This window comes from Halomonas saccharevitans, from assembly GCF_900116405.1.
GTDB lineage: Bacteria > Pseudomonadota > Gammaproteobacteria > Pseudomonadales > Halomonadaceae > Halomonas > Halomonas saccharevitans.
On sequence record NZ_FPAQ01000003.1, the window covers coordinates 180,111 to 198,464 of the forward strand.

13 protein-coding genes are annotated in these 18,354 nt (G+C 70.6%); 7 read left to right on the forward strand and 6 right to left on the reverse strand.

Annotation, left to right across the window (positions count from 1 at the left end; genetic code table 11):
• The first annotated feature begins 14 nt into the window (after positions 1 to 14).
• The 3 genes from BM388_RS02865 to BM388_RS02870 all read left to right on the forward strand — a co-directional run bounded on the left by BM388_RS02865 (position 15) and on the right by BM388_RS02870 (position 2,542).
• Positions 15 to 1,721, forward strand: a complete 1,707-nt coding sequence (locus BM388_RS02865; protein ID WP_089847002.1) for a sodium:solute symporter family protein — start codon at positions 15 to 17, stop codon at positions 1,719 to 1,721.
• A 55-nt stretch (positions 1,722 to 1,776) separates the two neighbouring features.
• Positions 1,777 to 1,905, forward strand: coding sequence for a putative transporter small subunit (locus tag BM388_RS17965; RefSeq protein WP_217641038.1), 129 nt, complete (start codon positions 1,777 to 1,779; stop codon positions 1,903 to 1,905).
• 145 nt (positions 1,906 to 2,050) lie between these two features.
• A complete protein-coding gene (locus BM388_RS02870) occupies positions 2,051 to 2,542 on the forward strand; it encodes a methylated-DNA--[protein]-cysteine S-methyltransferase (RefSeq protein ID WP_089847004.1) in 492 nt (163 codons plus the stop codon).
• A 61-nt stretch (positions 2,543 to 2,603) separates the two neighbouring features.
• Here BM388_RS02870 and BM388_RS02875 read toward each other — a convergent pair whose 3' ends face one another.
• The 5 genes from BM388_RS02875 to BM388_RS02895 all read right to left on the reverse strand — a co-directional run bounded on the left by BM388_RS02875 (position 2,604) and on the right by BM388_RS02895 (position 7,689).
• On the reverse strand, positions 2,604 to 2,939 hold the full coding sequence (locus BM388_RS02875; protein ID WP_089847006.1) for a hypothetical protein: 336 nt from the start codon (positions 2,937 to 2,939) through the stop codon (positions 2,604 to 2,606).
• Positions 2,940 to 3,079: 140 nt separating this feature from the next.
• A complete protein-coding gene (locus tag BM388_RS02880) occupies positions 3,080 to 4,396 on the reverse strand; it encodes a DUF2252 domain-containing protein (RefSeq protein ID WP_089847009.1) in 1,317 nt (438 codons plus the stop codon).
• Between the two features lie 208 nt (positions 4,397 to 4,604).
• Positions 4,605 to 5,633 carry a M14 family metallopeptidase gene (locus BM388_RS02885; protein WP_089847010.1) on the reverse strand — a complete coding sequence of 343 codons (1,029 nt, stop codon included), beginning with the start codon at positions 5,631 to 5,633 and terminating at the stop codon, positions 4,605 to 4,607.
• Positions 5,634 to 7,124, reverse strand: coding sequence for a glutamate-cysteine ligase family protein (locus tag BM388_RS02890; RefSeq protein ID WP_089847012.1), 1,491 nt, complete (start codon positions 7,122 to 7,124; stop codon positions 5,634 to 5,636).
• Between the two features lie 76 nt (positions 7,125 to 7,200).
• Entirely contained in the window at positions 7,201 to 7,689 is a 489-nt protein-coding gene (locus BM388_RS02895; RefSeq protein WP_089847014.1) for a metallophosphoesterase family protein, read from the reverse strand.
• 268 nt (positions 7,690 to 7,957) lie between these two features.
• Here BM388_RS02895 and recC point away from each other — a divergent pair, with 268 nt between their 5' ends.
• The 3 genes from recC to recD are packed head-to-tail and all read left to right on the forward strand — an operon-like array spanning position 7,958 to position 17,795.
• On the forward strand, positions 7,958 to 11,578 hold the full coding sequence (gene recC, locus BM388_RS02900; RefSeq protein WP_089847017.1) for an exodeoxyribonuclease V subunit gamma: 3,621 nt from the start codon (positions 7,958 to 7,960) through the stop codon (positions 11,576 to 11,578).
• Positions 11,575 to 15,555, forward strand: a complete 3,981-nt coding sequence (recB, locus tag BM388_RS02905) for an exodeoxyribonuclease V subunit beta (protein WP_089847019.1) — start codon at positions 11,575 to 11,577, stop codon at positions 15,553 to 15,555. The genes recC and recB overlap by 4 nt, the downstream gene beginning before the upstream one ends.
• Positions 15,552 to 17,795 carry an exodeoxyribonuclease V subunit alpha gene (gene recD, locus BM388_RS02910; RefSeq protein WP_089847021.1) on the forward strand — a complete coding sequence of 748 codons (2,244 nt, stop codon included), beginning with the start codon at positions 15,552 to 15,554 and terminating at the stop codon, positions 17,793 to 17,795. Before recB ends, recD begins: the two co-directional genes overlap by 4 nt.
• Before the next feature lie 39 nt (positions 17,796 to 17,834).
• On the opposite strand, the gene BM388_RS17500 is transcribed toward recD, so the two are convergent.
• Complete coding sequence (locus tag BM388_RS17500) at positions 17,835 to 18,062, reverse strand: hypothetical protein (protein WP_175535022.1); 228 nt, start codon at positions 18,060 to 18,062, stop codon at positions 17,835 to 17,837.
• Positions 18,063 to 18,128: 66 nt separating this feature from the next.
• Here BM388_RS17500 and BM388_RS17970 point away from each other — a divergent pair.
• On the forward strand, positions 18,129 to 18,354 hold a 226-nt coding region (locus BM388_RS17970; protein ID WP_217641039.1), incomplete at its 3' end, for a transposase.

An 18,354-nucleotide genomic window follows, 5' to 3' on the forward strand; every position in this document is an offset into this window, starting at 1 on the left:
CCGAGGGACTGCCCTTGAACAGCACATCACTCCATCAATTCTCGACCCTGACCGTCGTCCTGCTGATGCTCGCCTTCTACGGTGGCACCTATCTGCTCACGCTCGGCATCCGCAAGAAGAAGGAAGACGCCGACGCCTTCATGGTCTCCAACCATCGCATCGGCTTCGGCATCGGCGCGGCCAGCATGACCGCCACCTGGATCTGGGCCGCCTCCTTCTACGCCGCCGCCACTTCCGGCTACACCTACGGCGTCTCTGGCCCCATCCACTACGGGCTCTGGGGGGCGCTGATGATCCTGTTCATCTACCCGTTCGGCCGACGCTTTCGCAAGCTCGCCCCAAACGCTCACACCCTGGGCGAGCTGATCCACGCCCGCCACGGCAGCTCCAGCCAGCTTATCCTGGCGCTCTCCAACGTGCTCGGCAGCGTGATCAGCCTGATGGTCAACTTCACCGCCGCCGGCGCCCTGGTCTCGGTGCTCTCGCCGCTCTCCTTCCAGGCCGGGGTGATCATCGCCGGCGTGGGCGTGCTGCTCTATACCCTGTGGTCAGGCTTTCGCGCCTCGGTGATGACCGACTTCGCCCAGCTGGTGGCGCTGATGGCCATCGCCGTGGTGATCATTCCCGCGGTTTTCTTCGCCATGGGCGGCCCCAGCGAGCTGGTCGCCGGGCTCGACAACCTGACCGTCGAGCAGGCCGACTTCTTCTCCACGGAGGCCATCCTCCATCAGGGCGCGCCCTTCTTCGTCGCCGTGCTGGCCTACGCCATCGGCAACCAGACCATTTCCCAGCGCCTGTTCGCGGTCAACGAGGAGCACATCAAGCCGACCTTCCTCACCGCCACGGTGGGCTACGGCGCCATCGTCATCGGCCTGGGCATGATCGGGCTGATGGCCCTGACGCTGGGCATCGAGCCGCTGAACGGCGACATGAACAACCTGATCCCGCAGATGGTCTCGGGCTACCTGCCGCCGGTATTCATCGCGCTGTTCTTCATCCTGGTGATCGGCTCGCTCTCCTCCACCGCCGACTCCGACCTCTCCGCGCTGTCGGCGATCATGATGGCCGACGTCTACGGCAAGAATATAGCCCGCGGCAAGGCCGACCCCCAGCGCATGCTGCTGGTAGGCCGACTTACCATGATCGTCGCCACCGCGGTGGGCATCGTCTTCGCCAGCTTCTCGCTGGATATCCTGGTGATGCTGGTGTTCGTCGGCGCGCTGTGGGGCGCCATCGTCTTCCCGGTGATCGCCAGCTGCTTCTGGGACCGCATCACCAACGCCGCCTTCACCACCTCGGTGCTGGTGGCCATGGTGATGTTCTGCCTGGCACGCTTCGAGTGGCTGCCGCTTAACGGCGCCACCGGCCTGCTCTTCGAGCTCTTGGCGAGCATCGGCGGCGGCGTGATCATCGGGCTGATGGTCTTCGGCTTCCTGGGCCGCGCGATGGGCTTCCTCGCCGGCGGCCTGGCACTCGCCGCGATGCTGATCTTCGCCACCGGCTTTTTGCGCGAGTACACCGTGCTGCTGGCCTCGCTGACCGCCTACGGGACCAGCACCCTGGTCTGCGTGGTGATGAGCCTGGCGAGCCGCCAGGAACCCTTCGACTTCGCCACCATCGGTGAACGAGTCGGCGACTACGATCAGGCCCACGCCGAACCCACGGCCACACCGCGCCGGGCGGCGGCACCGTCCTCCGCCACCCTGGCCGGCCAGCGCTGATCCGCCACCATCCACCGCGGCGCCGGCCTCCGGCGCCGCCATGAGGAGAACGACCATGACTCTGCTCTACGGCTTCTACGTGCTCATCTGGCCCGCCCTGACCCTGGGCGTGCTGGTGCTGATCTGCCGCGCCGTGCTGCGCGACCGCCGCGACGCCAAGCGCGAGCATCGCGAGCTCGTGTGATCCCCTCGCGGCCCTGATCGCGGACACGACCGAGACCCCGCCGGCAGCTGCCGGCGGGGTCTCTTGCGTTCAATCCGGCGACGCGGGGGACTAGACTGCAGGAAGATGCCCGCGACTCCGGTCGCCTCAACAGGGAGCCACGACGATGACGGACCAAGCCCTGGACTACTACCAGCCGCCGCAATCCGAGGCCCTTGGCCTGATTCGCCTGCGCGCCAGCGCCGAGGGTCTCACCGAGATCGCCTTCGTGATGGAGGCCGAGGAGCCGGCCCGGCCCGGCGAAGCCACCGAGCAGGCCCGAGCCCAGCTCGACGAATACTTCGCCGGCGAGCGCCACGCCTTCGACCTGCCGCTGGCGCCCGAGGGAACCGACTTCCAGCGGCGCGTCTGGCAGGCGCTCGCCGACATCCCCTTCGGCGAGACCCGCTGCTACGCCGAGATCGCCGAGCAGCTGCACTGCCGCGGCGGCCAGCGCGCGGTGGGTGCGGCCAACGGCAAGAACCCGCTGGCCATCGTGGTGCCCTGCCACCGGGTGATCGGCAGCGACGGCCGCCTCACCGGCTATGCCGGCGGCATCGGCCGCAAGCAGTGGCTGCTGGCCCACGAGGCCGGCGAGGTGCCCTTCGCGCTGAGCTGACCGCCTCGACTCCCGGCCTCGATCCGATCTCATTCCGGTCGAGAGCGTGTCGCGCGCGGCATCAGCCTCGCGCCGTCTCCACCTCTTGGTACCAGGCCGCGTAGGGCGTATTCCTCGCCATGCAGCGGGTGTAGTCCGGCGCCCCGTCCGTCCACCACACCGGCCCGCGCTCGCCCAGCGCCCGCTTCGCCTCGTCGACCCGATCACGGGCCTCGCGCTGTGCCTGCGGATCTTGCGTGCGCTTCGCCTGGGCCACGTCCCGCCGGGCCCGCATCAGCCGCTCTACCCAGGCCTGGCGTTCCGGCTCGGGCAGCTCGGGATTCGTGCACCGCCAGAGGCGGCCGCGCACCACGATATAACGGCCGTCGGGCGTGGTGAGTGGCGTCGATGAGGTCATGGTGAAAGCGTGGCTCCAGGCCGGGAGAGGAAGACGCGTCTGAGTCGTTACTGCACCCCGGCGCCTACGAGACGCCTCAGGGCCAGAGGCAGCCAGTCGACGTTGTCCCGGGCGCGCCCGCCGCGGGCGCCATCAGCCGCTCATGAGGGGGGCTCGTCTTGCCATGCCAGGAAGGTGCGATAGTCCTGGCGCACACAGTCGGCATAGCTGAGCGCCAGGGTGGTCACCATGTCCACGCAGCGCTCGAGCCGCCCCTCGACGCAGGCACCGACGGCGCGGGCAAAGCGCCCTGGATCGTCGTGGTTCAGGGCCTGGGCGCCGCGCAGGTGCTCCCGGGCCAGGATGCGTCCCCACTGCTTGACCAGCTGGCGGTACGGCTTGGCGCCGTCGAGCTTGTGGGTCGGGAAGTCTTCCTTGAAGGGCGAGCGCTCACGCACCGAGAACACCGTATCGCCCAGGTGCAGCCAGCCCAGGTAGGGGTCGGGGTGCTCGGCGATGGCCACGAAGGCCGCCGCGTGACGCAGCCCTTCGTGGGGAAAGGCGCGTCGCCAGGCGCGCTTCTCGGCGCCCCCCATCAGCCGCCAGCCCTCCGGCGGGTTCTGCTGCTTGATATCGAGAATGATGTCGTCGTGCTCGTGGTCCTGCCCGCCCTCGATCAGCACGTAGAAGCGCTCGAGGCCCAGCGAGCCGGTGCCGGCATCGAGCCGGCGGGCCATGTCCTTGACCCGGAAATGGCCCTCTTCCGCCTCGCTCGCGGGGGCGTTCAGGGTGTGGCGGTACTCCTCCTCGACGGCCTTGCGCAGCTGACTCGCCAGGTGCGCCGGCAGGGCCGACAGTTTGTCGGGACGCTCGGCGAAGCTTCGGCCGTCTTCGGTCACGACGGTCCACTTTTCGAGCATCTTCGCCCGGCTCTTCTTCTTGCCTACCTTCTTCATGAAGGGTTTGAGCGGCCCCTTGGCGGTGGCCAGTGTCACCGCGCCGGGCACCTCGCCCTCCACGTGGCGGGCCAGCTCGTCGTAATAGCGGCTGACCAGAGACTTCAGCGCCTTACGAATCGCCTTGCCGGACAGGCCGGTATTCTCGCGGGCATCCAGTACCAGGCTGATGGCCAGGCGCCACAGGTCATACTGGTAGTCGCCGATCATGGCGTCGTCGAAATCGTCCATCCCGTAGCGCACGGCGTCGTCGTGGTGTCCGTAGGCGCCAAAGTTGTAGGCGTGAGCATCGCCCTGCAGCCAGGTCTGGGTCTCCGCCAGGCCGCCGAACAGCGCGAAGCGCCAGTCGTGCCAGACGTCTCGCCAGTAGAGATGGTTGGTACCGCGAAAGAAGCGATAGGGCGACTCGGCCAGCTTGGCGTACTTGGCGTGGCGATCGCTCTCGTCCAGAGCGGCGTTGGCAGCCTCGATGGCATCGAGGACCTGGCGGGGACGATTGTGGCGCGTCAGGGGTGGCGACATGCAGGGGCTCCCGATGGCAGACGAGGACCGCGATCCCGCGGTCCTCGCCAGTCAAGCAGGCAGCGCCGCCAGCGACAAGCCCCTGTAGCGTGTTGCCCCGCAGCGTAATGCCCCGATCCACCCACGGCTGCCGTTGGCATACCGCCCGCGCCTGCGGGTCGACGACGTGTGATAAGCGCAGGCCAAGGGCCGGCGGTGTCCCCCTCGCCTACGCCAGTGGAACCGCATAGAAGAGGCAGTCGCTGCGGGCGATATCGCTGTTGGTGGTGGCCATGAAGATGCGCAGCGGGCGGCGCGCATGGAGCCGCCCCTGCCGCACGCAGAGCAGCTCCTCGACTCGCTCGCGGCCCTCCCCGTGCCGCGCCTGCAGGCAGGCAAGGCCCCGGGGGCCCAGCCAGCCGAGGGTCGCGGCCGGGGAGGTCACGCCCCGGTTGTGCTCGTCGATACGCGCCCAGAGCGTCACGTCCACGTCGGGACGGGGCGCGCGGTCATAGGCGACGCTGGCACCGGGGCAAAGCTCCACCCGCAGCGGATGCACCAGCACCTCGAGCCCCGGCACGGCGGGCAGGGCCGTCAGGTCCGGACACTCGGCGAGCAGCCGATACAGGCCCTCGGCCACGTCACGGGCGGCGGGTTGCAGGGCGCCGCCGCACTCGAGGGTGAAGATGGGACAGTCCGCCAAGCGCGGTCTCAGGAGCGGCAGCTCCATCAGGCTGCCCAGCCGCAGGTCGGTGACGATCAACTGCTCGCAGAGCTGGCCGCACAGGGCCTCGATGAGTGGGTGGCGACGAGTGCTCACGGCGAAGGCGGGGCCGTTGCCGGAGGTGTTGTGAAGATCGATGATGCATTCCGGCGCCCAGGCCTCCAGGTCCTGGATGATGGCCCAGGCGAGTTCTCCGGCCGGCCCGTCGAAAGGGGGCCGGAAACAGCGATTGAGGTCCCGGTCGTCCGGGGTATGGCGATGGGTAAAGGCCGGATGCGACAGCGCCCCCCGGACGTTGGCCAGCAACACTGCCAGCCGGGTACGGGGCCGCGGGCGCTCCACCAGCCAGCGGTGCAGCGCCAGGGTGCCAGAGGGTTCGTTGCCGTGCAGCAGGGTGGTGACCACCCGGCAGCGCCGGTCATCCTCCCCCTCGAGCATCAGCCAGACGGGCCCGCCGAGGGTCTGGAGCCAGGCATCGACATCGCGATGATCGTCCGGTGGGTCGGTGATGACCGGCAGCGACAGTCCCTCCATTCACTCCTCCTGCGGCCAGCGCGCCACCGGCCGGTTGGTTGCCGCCGCGACACGGTAGGCGTCGAGCAGCCGATGACAGGCCTTGGCGCGGGACAGGCCCTGCGCCTCGAGCTGGGCGAGCCTCTCGCGCTGCCAGCGGGCAGGGCTGGTCCGCGCCTGGAGGCGCTCGGCGATCACCTCGAGGTAGGGGTGGCTGTCGGCATCCGCCACGCCCAGGGCACGCAGCCCCCGCGGGACCTCGGGCAACAGCCGCTCGAGCAGCGTCACCACCGGCGTCTCCTCCAGGCGGTGGTGCTTGCGATGCGGCCACATCAGCCGGGCGTCCAGCCCCGACTGGGCGGCGCGATAGAAGTTATAGTCGGCGTAGCGGAACGGCATGGCGCTCAGCCACTCGGTGATGTCGTCGCGCAGGGCGGCCACCAGCCCCAGCAGCAGCGCTACGTTGGCCACCATGTCCACGGCGGTCGGCCCCGACGGCAGGGCGCGCATCTCCACCCGCAGGTGGCCGCCATCGGCGGGATCGTAGACCGCCCGGTTCCAGGGCCAGACGGTGCCCATGTGCAGACGCAACTCGGAAAGCCCCGGCGCCGTGGTGCCGGGCGGCCGATCCTCGGGGCGGTGCTCGGACGTGAGCGGCAGGATCGGCGGGTAGAGGGCCACCGCCTCGGCGAACAGCTCGAAGGCGCCCTCGCGCACCCAGCCCTGGCCGAAGGTCACCCGCGCCGGCTGCTGCCAGCGATCGGCGCCGCGCATCCGGCAATCCACCGCCTGCTTGAACAGGGCGACACGGGTCTCGTCCCACAGTCGGCGCTGCAGGAAGAGCGGTGAATTGGCGGAAAGCGCCAGCACCAGCGGGGTGACGAGCTGGGCGGCGTTGAAGGTCGCCGCGAAGCGTTCAGGGGGCACTCGCAGATGGAGCTGGAAGGAGGTGTTGGCCCCCTCCAGGACCACATGGTCGCTGCTGACCCGCACGTTGTCCTCGCCACGGATCTCGACATCGAAGGGCTCGCCGCGCAGCCGCTTGAGGCCCTGCTCCAGGGCGCGATAGCGCGGCAGGTCGCTCATGGCATGCTCTCCCAGGTCCGTCCTGCGCAGGGTGGGGAGGATACCGATCGGCACCACGTGGGCCCGATGAGGCGCCGCGGCCGCCTCGAGCCGCGCCAGGGCCTGCAACAGCTGACGCTCCAGGGCATGCAGCGGGCCGCCCGCGAGCGGCAGCGGCGCCAGGTTGTACTCGATGTTGAAGCGGTTGAGTTCCAGCTGCAGCTGGGGGTCGTGCAGGGTCTCGACCAGGGCCTGGTTGAGCAGGGCGACTCTGCCCCGCTCGTCGACGATGTAGGCCTCCAGCTCGGCGCCGATGCTGGGTTCCCCCGCCCCGAAGCCCGGCTGGGCGAGCAGCTCGCGCAGCACCTCGACGCTGTCCCGCAGGCGTTTGCCGAAGCGCTGATAGTCCGACGCCGAGAAGGCGTCGCGATCGATGATCGCGCCCATGGCACTCCCTCCCCGGAGCGGCCGACGTTGTCACCAGTCTAGGTAAAGTCTCCAGGGATGGGGCACCAAGGGCGGATCAAATCGGCAAATGGAGGATGGCGCCGCGCAGGGCCCGCTCGTCGGCCCACAGCTTGCCGAGGGTCAGCGGCAGCGAGAAGCGCCGCCGGCCGGCGCCGCCGGGATTGAACAGCAGCCGGCCGTCGCGCCACTCGTGGCGCGCCTTGTGGGAGTGGCCGTGGAGCACGGCATCGCAGGGGGTGGCGGCGTCGAAGTCGGCGATATCGTGTACCAGGTGCAGCCGCCAGCCGTTGATCGCGAAGTCCAGCCGCCAGGGCAGCCGCTCTGCCCAGGCCGCGGTGTCGACGTTGCCGCGCACGGCGTAAACCGGCGCCAGCTCGGCGAGACGCTCGAGGATCGCCTCGTCCTGTTCCCGGCTGCCCACGTCGCCGAGATGCAGGATCAGTCCGCACCCCTCGAGCATCGCCAGCGCCTCGTCACGCAGCGTGCCGTGGGTGTCGGCGATCACCCCGATCGGGGCGTCGAGGTCGAAACGCTCGATCTCCATGCGTCGGGCTCCCTTTTATGCGATTCGGCCCATGGTGACGCCTCATGCTTGACCATGCCAGAGCGTCACAATTCGAGTGCTGGAGACGAGTCGAAGAGGAGGTCTTTTGCCATGGATGGCAAAAGTAGCGCCCAGGGAGGGGTTCACAGCGCCTCCTCGCAGCCCCGTCGACGGCTAGGCCCTGGCTCACCAAGGCGTCGGCCACGTTTATGCGGGCGGGGTTTTACGGCACCATGGCTTCCTGCCCGCCCGCCGCGAAGGATTCGCCATGCCTCTCACCGCTCTTCGGTCCCCCGAGCTCACCCCCGGCTTCATGGTGATCCACGGCAACCGCCTGGAGGCGCTGCGCGACCTGGCGGTGGAGTGGCTGCGCCAGCATCCGCTGGGGCCGCTCGAGGACGAGGTGATCCTGGTGCAGAGCAACGGCATCAGCCAGTGGCTGAAGCTAGCGCTGGCCGCCGACCCGCCCAAGGGCGCCGGCATCGCCGCGGCCATGGACGTCACCCTGCCGGCGCGCTACCTGTGGCAGGCCTACCGCGCGGTGCTCACCCAGCAGGACGGCCCCGACGCCGTGCCGCCGGCCTCGCCGCTCGACAAGCCGCGGCTGGTCTGGCGGCTGATGCGCCTGCTGCCGGAGCTCACGGATGACGCCACCTTCGCGCCCCTGGCGCGCTTCCTGGCCGACGACGAGGACCTGCGCAAGCGTCATCAGCTCGCCGAGCGCCTGGCCGACCTCTTCGACCAGTACCAGGTCTACCGCGCCGACTGGCTCGCCGCCTGGGCCGAGGGCCGCGACGAGCTGATCGACGCCCGCGGCCAGGCCCGGCCGCTCGCCGAAGACCAGCGCTGGCAGCCAGCGCTATGGCGGCGCCTTCGGGATGACATCGGCGAGGCGGGCCTAGCCACCAGCCGCGCCTGGGTGCACACTCGCTTCCTCGAGGCGTGCCGCGAGCTCACCCCCGAAACGAGGCCCGCCGGCCTGCCGCGCCGCGTGGTGGTGTTCGGCATCTCCTCGCTGCCCCGCCAGACGCTGGAGGCGCTGGCCGCGGTGTCGAGGGTCACCCAGGTGCTGCTCTGCGTGCACAATCCCTGCCGCCACTACTGGGCGGACATCATCGAGCACAAGGATCTGCTGCGGGCCGCCCGCCGGCGCCAGCGCCACCGCCCGGGCATGCCGCTGGAGCTCGACGACACCCAGCTGCACCTCCACGCCCAGCCGCTGCTGGCCGCCTGGGGCAAGCAGGGCCGCGACTACCTTCGCCTGCTCGACGAGTTCGACGACCAGGACGCCTACCGGGCGCTGTTCGACGCCGAGGCGATGCGCATCGACCTCTTCGATTCGCCCGCCGAGGCCGAGGCGCCGGGGCTGCTCCAGCAGCTGCAGGACGACATCCTCGAGCTGCGCCCGCCCCAGGAGACCCGCGAGACCTGGCCGGCCGTTGATCCGAGGCGCGACCGCAGCCTGCGCTTCCACGTCGCCCACAGCCCCCTGCGCGAGGTGGAGATCCTCCACGACCAGCTGCTCGCCGCCTTCGATGCCGACCCCAGCCTGCGCCCGCGGGACGTGCTGGTGATGGTGCCGGACATCGACACCTACGCCGCCGCCGTGCAGGCGGTGTTCGGCCGCCTGGCGCCGGACGACCCGCGCCACATCCCCTTCACGCTCTCCGACCAGACCAGCCGCCACCGCCAGCCGCTGCTGGTGGCGCTGGAGGCGCTCCTGCACCTGCCGGAGGCGCGGCTGACGGTGAGCGATCTCTTGGACCTGCTGGAAGTCCCCGCCCTGCGCGGGCGCTTCGGCCTGGACGCCGAGGCGCTGCCAGTGCTGCGCCGCTGGATCGAGGGCGCCGGCATCCGCTGGGGGCTGAACGCCACGCAGCGCGCCCGGCTCGACCTGCCCGGCGGGCTCACCGCCAACACCTGGGCCTTCGGCCTGCGCCGGCTGATGCTGGGCTACGCGGTGGGCCACAGTACCGAGCACGAAAGCGCCGACGGCCCCTGGCACGACATCGAGCCCTTTGGTGACATCGGCGGCCTGGAGGCGGCCCTGGCCGGCCCGCTGATGGATCTGCTCGACGTGCTCGAGGCCCAGTGGCGCGCGCTCTCGGAACCCGCCGACGTGCCGACCTGGTGCCGCCGGCTGCGCGGGTTGCTCGCCGAGTGCTTCGCCGCCGAGGACGAGGCGGACCTCGCCACCCTGAGCCGCCTGGAGGAGCTCCTCGAGGAGTGGCAGGAGACCACCGAGGACGCCGGCCTGACCGAGGCGCTGCCGCTCTCGGTGGTGCGCGAGCACTGGCTCGGCCAGCTCGACGAGGCCAACCTCTCCCAGCGCTTCCTGGCCGGCGCGGTGAACGTCGCCACCCTGATGCCGATGCGCGCCATCCCCTTCCGCCACGTCTGCCTGCTGGGCATGAACGACGGCGAGTACCCCCGGGTCCAGCGGCCGCTGGACATCGACCTGATGGGCCACGACTACCGCCCCGGCGACCGCTCGCGACGCGAGGACGACCGCTACCTCTTCCTCGAGGCGCTGCTCTCGGCCCGCGACAGCCTGATGGTCAGCTGGGTCGGCCGCAGCATCCACGACAACGAGCCGCGCCCGCCCTCGGTGCTGCTCGGCCAGCTGCGCGACCACCTGGCCGCCGGCTGGCGACTCGCCGGACGAGAGCACGAGGACGACGCCGGCCAGGCCCTGCTCGATGCCCTGACCACCGAGCACCCGCTGCAGCCGTTCAGCCGCAGCTACTTCTCTGGGGATGACCGATTGTTCACCTACGCCCGGGAGTGGCGGGCGGTGCACCAGGCCGCGCCTGACGCCGTGGCCGACGGCGCACTGCCGCCCATCGAGCTCGACACCGCCCTTGCGCTTTCGCGCCTCAGCGGCTTCCTCAAGGACCCGGTGAAGGCCTTCTTCACCACCCGGCTCGGCGTCCACCTCGAGCGCGAGGCGCTGGAGAGCCCCGACCACGAGCCCTTCGCCCTGGACGGCCTGGACCACTGGCAGCTCCAGCAGGCGCTGATCGAGGCCGGGCGCCGGGCCGTGGACGAGGGCGCCTCTCCGACCCCCGCCGTCCACGACACCCTGGCACGCCTCGAGCGCGAGGGCCGCCTGGCCATGGGCGGCTTCGCCGAGCTGATGCGCGAGCATCTCGTCGAGCCGCTGGACGACCTCTTCGAGGCCTACGCCGAGAAGCTCGCGGCCTGGCCCCACGCCTGGGAGACGCCGGCATCCGTGTCGCTCGAGCTCGCCACCCCAGACGGCCCGCTGCAGATCGAAGACTGGCTGGACGGCCTGCGCGAGAACGCCGAGGGCGAGCGCTGCCGGCTGGTGCTGATGACCAGCAGCCTGGTCAACAAGGGCAAGTACAACTGGAAGCACTGGCTCGCCCCCTGGATCGGCCACCTCGCCGGCCAGCTTGCCCTCGGCCCCACGACCACGGTGCTGCTCTCCCGCGCCGGCGGCGGCACCCTGGCGCCGCTGGACGCGGCCGACGCACGCAAGCACCTGGAGGCCATCGCCCGTGCCTGGCGCGCCGGCATGACCACGCCGCTGCCGCTGGCCCGGGACACCGCCTTCGCCTGGCACGAGAAGGGCGGCGACGCAAACGCCCTGGGCCGCGTCTTTGGAAATGAAGAGAAAGCGGAGGAAGCCGACCTCAAGGCCTGGAAGGCCGCCGCGCGCGTCTTCGAGGGCGACGACTACACCGCCGGCGAGCGCGACCGCGATCCCTACCTCGCCCGCCAGTGGCGCGACCTCGAGAGCCTCGTGCGCCATGAGGCCGCCGGGCGGCGCTTCACCGAGCTGACCGCGGCGCTCTACGCCCCGCTGCACGACGCGGTGAAGGGCAAGAAGAACGGGAGTAAGGGCCAGGGAGGCAAGAACTCATGAACTCGCCCGATACCGCTCGCACCGTAGAAACCCTGCACACGGCCGAGACGCCGCGCCTCGACCCGGTGGCGCTGCCGCTCACCGGCAGCCGGCTGATCGAGGCCAGCGCCGGCACCGGCAAGACCTTCACCATCGCCCTGCTCTACCTGCGCCTGGTGCTCGGGCCCCGGAACGAGGAGGACGCGGCCAGCTTCCCTCGGCCGCTGACGCCGCCGGAGATCCTGGTGGTGACCTTCACCAACGCCGCCACCCAGGAGCTGCGCGACCGCATCCGCGCCCGGCTGGTGGAGGCCGCAGAGGCGTTTCAGCCGACCGATAATCAAGATGTAGAGGCACCGGGGGCAGATCAGAGCGGAGGTCCGATGCCAGGGACGGCATCGGTAGCGCCCAGGGAAGGGTTCACAGCGCCTCCGCGGCGATCTGACGCCGAGCCGACTCCAAACCAGACCGGCGACCTCTTCGCAGAACCTGCTGTGGATAACACAGAGCCCGAGGAAGAACTCTCAACAAGCAGCGACCCGCTGATCGCCCTACGCAACAGCTACCCCCGCGAGAGCTGGCCGACCTGCGCCCGCCGCCTGCGCCTGGCCGCCGAGTGGATGGACGAGGCCGCCGTCTCCACCATCCACTCCTGGTGCCACCGCATGCTCCGCGAACACGCCTTCGACAGCGGCAGCCTGTTCGCCCTGGAGATGTCGCTGGACCAGTCGGAGATGGACCTGGAGATCGTCCGGGACTACTGGCGCAGCTTCTACTACGACCTCGCCCCCGAGGCGCTGGCGATCGTCGCCCGCTACTGGACCACGCCGGACGCCCTCAACGACACCGCCGCCCGGCTGCGCACCCACGCCGCCGCCCTGCCCGTGGCGCCGCCACCGGCCGAGGCGCTTTCCAACTACCGCGAGCAGCGCGCCGCGGCCCTGGCCGAGCTCAAGGCGCCCTGGCCGGCCTGGCTCGACGAGCTGGAGGCACTGCTCGAGGCCGCCGCTCAGCGCAAGGCCTTCAACGGACAGAAGCTCAACGCCCGAAGCCGCGCCAACTGGCTCGCCGCCCTGCGCGACTGGGCCTTTGATGCCGAGCTCGCCAAGCCGGCGCTGACCGACGCCGCCTGGAAGCGCCTGACGCCCGAGGGCATTGCCGAGATCTGGAAGGCTGATTCTTGGGAAAAAGACGGGGCCCCGATCCTGCCGGCGCTGGAGGCGCTGGAAGCGCTGCCGGAGAAGCTCGCCGCGCTGCCCGATCCGTTCGCCGACCTGCTCGCCCACGCCGTGCACTGGATGGCCGCGCGCCGCGAGACCGTGCAGCGCCGCCGCGCCGAACTCGGCCCCGACGACCTGCTGCACCGGCTCGATGCCGCCTTCGCGGGCGAGGCCGGCGAGACGCTCGCCGCTCGCATCCGCGAGCAGTTCCCGGTGGCGCTGGTCGACGAGTTCCAGGACACCGACCCGGTGCAGTACCGGCTGTTCGACCGGGTCTACGAGCTGGAAAAGAACCGGGGCGACAGCGCGGCTTCGGGCGCTGAAAAGAGCGCCGTGCTGCTCATCGGCGATCCCAAGCAGGCGATCTACGCCTTCCGCGGCGCCGATATCCACACCTACCTCCAGGCCCGGCGCGACACCGCCGGCCGCCACGTCACCCTCGGCACCAACTTCCGCTCCGCCACGCCCATGGTCGAGGCGGTCAACCGGGTGTTCGAACACGCCGAGCAGAGCGAATCCGGCGCCTTCCTGTTCCGCCGTGGGGACGACAACCCGGTGCCCTTCGCGCCCGTCGACGCCAACGGACGCAAGGACTCACTCACCCGGCACGGCGCCGCACAGCCGGCGCTGACCCTCTGGCACCTGGCCGCCGACGAGACGCTTTCCAAGGGCGCCTACCTGGCTGAGCTGGCCGGGCGCTGCGCCACCGAGATGGCGCAGCTGCTGCGCGAGGGCCAGGCCGGCCAGACGGGCTTTACCGAAAACGGCGAACTGCGCCCCCTGGCGCCGTCGGACCTCGCCGTGCTGGTCAACAACGGCGGCGAGGCTCGCGCCATCCGCGCCGCCCTGCTGGCCCGCGGCATTCGCAGCGTCTATCTCTCCGACAAGGAGGGCGTGTTCGAGACCGAGGCCGCCGCCGAGCTGGAGGGGTGGCTCGCCGCCTGCGCCGCGCCGGACGACGAGCGCTGCCTGCGCGCCGCGCTGGCCACGCCGAGCCTCGGGCTCTCGCTTGCCGAGCTCGACGCCCTGAACGGCGGCCCCCAGCAGGACGAGCTGGCCTGGGAGGCGCGGGTGATACAGTTCCGCGACTATCACCGCCAGTGGCAGCGCCGCGGCGTGCTGCCCATGCTGCACCGGCTGCTGGCCGACTTCGCCGTGCCCGGCCGGCTCCTGGCCGTGCCCGAGGGCGAGCGACGACTCACCGACCTGCTGCACCTCGGCGAGCTCTTGCAGGAGGCCAGCGCCGAGATCGACGGCGAGCACGCCCTGCTGCGCTTTCTCGCCGAGTCCCGCGCGCATCCGCACGCGCAGTCCGACACCCACCGGCTGCGCCTGGAGAGCGACGCCGACCTGGTGCAGGTGGTGACTATCCACAAGTCCAAGGGCCTGGAGTACCCGCTGGTGTTCCTGCCCTTCATCGCCGCCTTCCGCCCGGTGAAGCAGGGTGACCTGCCGCTGCGCTGGCACGACGACGACGGCAACCTGCGCCTGACGCTCTCCGCCGACGAGGCGACCCTGGCCCGCGCCGACCGCGAGCGCCTGGGCGAGGACCTGCGCAAGCTCTACGTCGCCCTGACCCGCGCCCGCCACGCCACCTGGCTCGGCCTGGCGCCGCTGGAGGCCATGGAGCGCAGCGCCGTCGGCCACCTGCTCAAGGGCGGCGAGGCGATCACGCCCGAGGCCCTGCGTCCAGCCCTCGAGGCACTGGCCGACGCGGATGGTCACGAGAGAGGTCGGGTCACGGTGATCGACGCTCCCGAGGCCGAGGCCACGCCGGTCGAGCTCGCCAGCGACGACACGCCGCTCGGCCATGCCCGCGCGCCCAGCCGGACGATCCGCGAGCACTGGTGGATCGCCAGCTACTCGGCGCTGCGCACCGGCGCCACCCCGGACGACGAGAGCGAATTCGCCGTGACGGCCGAGCCGGCCCCCGAGCCCACCACCGCCGATGAGGCCACGGCGATGGAGGTGATCGACGAGCCCTTCGACGCGGCTGCCGCCACGGTGAGCGAGGGCTCGCTTCACCGCTTCCCCCGCGGCCCCTCGGCGGGCACCTTCCTGCACGGCCTGCTGGAGTGGGCCGGCGAGGAGGGCTTCGCCCGGGTGGCAGAAGACGCCGACCTCAGAGCCGACACCCTGGCCCGGCGCGCCAACCGCCGCGGCTGGGAGGGCCAGATCGCCGCTCTCGAACAGTGGCTGCCGGAGCTCTTGACCACGCCGCTGCCGGTGCCGGATTCCGGCGATGGCGAGGCCGCGCCGCTGCGCCTCGATGCGCTAAACGGCGCCACCGGCTACCGGGTCGAGCTGGAGTTCTGGTTCGCCGCCCACAGGGTGAACACCCGCCGGCTGGACGCCCTCGTAAGCGCTCACACACTCGGCGGACGGCCGCGGCCGGCGCTCGAGCCCGACACCCTCAACGGCATGCTCAAGGGCTTCATCGACCTGGTGGTGGAGCATGAGGGGCGCTTCTACGTGCTCGACTGGAAGTCCAACCACCTGGGCGCGGACGATGCCGCCTACACCGAGGCGGCGATGGGTGATGCCGTGCTCGAGAAGCGCTACGACGTGCAGTACTGCCTCTACCTGCTGGCCCTGCACCGGCTGCTCGAGGCCCGGCTGCCGGACTACGACATCGAACGCCACCTGGGCGGGGCGCTCTACGTCTTTCTTCGCGGCACCCGCGCGCCCTCCCGCGGCATGCACGCCGAACGCCCGCCGAGCGAGCTGATCCGCGAGCTCGATGCCCTGTTCCGCGCCGCCGAGGAGGACGCCGCATGATCCCGGACAGCCCACTCCACACCCCCGATCTCGCCTCCGAACAGGCGCTGATTCAAGCGCCCGAAACCGCGCTAGCCGATCACGCGGCGCTGTTCGCCCTGCTCGACCGCTGGGTGGCGCGCGGCTGGCTGCGCTCGCTGGATCGCGCCTTCGCCGCCTTCCTGCATCGCGAGGCGAAGGCCGACGGGGTAAGTGAGGCCTCACCCCTGCTGCTGCTCGCGGCAGCACTGGCCAGCCACCAGCTCGGCCGCGGCCACGTCTGCCTGGACCTGGCCCAGACGCTCGCCACCCCGGACCTCGCGCTCTCGCTGCCGCCGGAGGGCGACAGCCTGGAGGACCCGCCGCCGCTGCCCAGCCGGGTGATGGCTGCGCTGGAGCTCGACGCCTGGCGCGCGGCGCTGGCCCAGCCCGAGCTCGTCGCCGAGGGACCCGGCAGCACCCCGCTGGTGCTCGCCGGCACCGCCGCCCGCCCCCGGCTCTACCTGCGCCGCTACTGGCAGCACGAGCAGGATATCCACACCCGGATCAATGAGCGGCTCGGCGAGGCAAAGAACGATGACGAGACCCCGGACGCGGCGCGGCTGCGCCCCATCCTCGATACTCTCTTCCCCAACCGGGATGGTGCATCACAAGCCATCGACTGGCAGAAGGCCGCCTGCGCCCTGGCCGGTCGCTCGCGCTTCGCGTTGATCACCGGCGGTCCCGGCACCGGCAAGACGACCACCGTGGTGCGCCTGCTCGCCCTGCTCCAGGCGCTGGCCCTCGGCGAAGGCCAGGGGGAAGGCAAGAGTGAAGGAGAGCAGGCCCTGCGCATCCGCCTCGCCGCCCCCACCGGCAAGGCCGCCGCCCGGCTCAACGAATCTATCGCCGGCCAGGTGGCCAAGCTCGACCTCGACGGCCTGGCCGATGATCCCGAGCGGCTGCGCGGCGTGATTCCCAAGGAGGTCTCGACGCTGCACCGGCTGCTTGGCTCGCGGCCCGACACCCGCCGCTTCCGCCACGACCGCCACAACCCCCTGCCGCTGGACGTGCTGGTGGTGGACGAGGCCTCGATGGTCGACGTGGGCATGATGGCCGCGATGCTCGAGGCGCTGCCGCCCCGTGCACGGCTGGTGCTGCTCGGCGACAAGGACCAGCTCGCCTCGGTGGAGGCCGGCTCGATGCTGGGCGACCTGTGCGCCCGGGCCGAGGGCGGCCACTACACCCCGGCCACCGCCGAGTGGCTGGGTGAGGCCACCGGCCAGCCGCTTCCTGCGGAGACGCTGGATGCCGACGGCCAGCCGCTGGACCAGGCCATCGCCATGCTGCGCGTCAGCCACCGCTTCACCGCCGACAGCGGCATCGGCCAACTGGCAGCGGCGATTAACCTCGAGGCCGAGCCCGCCGCCAAGCGCAAAGCGATCGGCGACGCGCTGAGCGCCGGCTTCGCGGACCTCTCGCACCAGAAGCTATCCGCCGACGACGAGCGCGGCCTGGCCCGCCTGGCGGTGACCGGCTGCCCCGAGAGCTTTCCCAATGCCGGCCAGGGCCGACTACACCGCGACGAAACGCTGCCGCCACCGGTGGGCTATCGCCATTTTCTGAGCGTGATGGCCGAGCGCCGCCCAGCCGACGAGGCGGATCAGGAAGCCTTCGATGACTGGGCAAGAGAGGTGCTGGCGGCCCACGGCGACTTCCAGCTGCTGTGCGCGCTGCGCCGCGGCCCCTGGGGCGTGGAGGGCCTGAACGAGCGGGTGCGCCAGGCGCTGGAACGCGAAAAGCTGATCGACAGCCAGGACGGCCGCCAGCGCTGGTACCCCGGCCGCCCGGTGCTCGTCACCAAGAACGACTATGGCCTGGGGCTGATGAACGGCGATATCGGCATCACCCTGGACATGCCGCGGCCGGACGCCGCCGACTCTTCACAGCGCCCGAACAATGCGCCTGCCGACAACCGCCGCCTGCTGCGGGTGGCCTTCCCCGCAGGCGACGGCACCGATCGCATCAAGTGGGTGCTGCCCTCGCGCCTGCAGGCGGTGGAGACGGTATTCGCGATGACGGTGCACAAGTCCCAGGGCTCAGAGTTCACCCACGCCGCTCTGGTGCTGCCCGACGCGCCGAACCCCATCCTCACCCGGGAGCTGGTCTACACCGGCATCACCCGCGCCCGCCACTGGCTGACGCTGGTGGAAACCGGCCGCGGCCAGCTGATGGACGCGGCGCAGAGGAGAGTGATGCGGGTGAGTGGGTTGGGGAGTTGATGGAACCGCCTTGCCTCCAGAAAGGCGAGCGAACAGGTTTCACGGGGCGCCGAACAGCGCCTCGTAGACCTGCACGGAACTTTCGTACTTGGTGAAGTGGCTTTTGGGGACGTGACGAATCGCAGGACGCTCAGCCTTGATCCCTTCCGCATTGCCCTTGGTGTGCCTGGCCACCTTGAACGCTGAGAGATCGGGTAGTGGACTTCCCGGTGAGCCACCGAAGACCAAAAATGGACCCAGCTCTAGCCCGGAAATTGCACCAGACATGAAAAAGGCGGCTGAAAATCGGTTATAATTCAAGAGCCTAACCAAGAATCAACCGCATCAGCCGCCATGACAAAATGTACCACGCCGACTGCCTCCTTTCCACGCTGTAAAGGCCGCCAGGTCACCGCCGGTTTCGACGGGGGCGAGATCACCTCCGATGGCGGTGTCCTGCTGCTTCGCCAGCTGGATCGCGAGATGGGGCTGACCCGTACCATCGCGCGCCGCCTCGATGATGCTCGGGCCACTCGCCGTTGCCAGCACCGCGCCGAGACCATGCTCCGGCAGCGCGTCT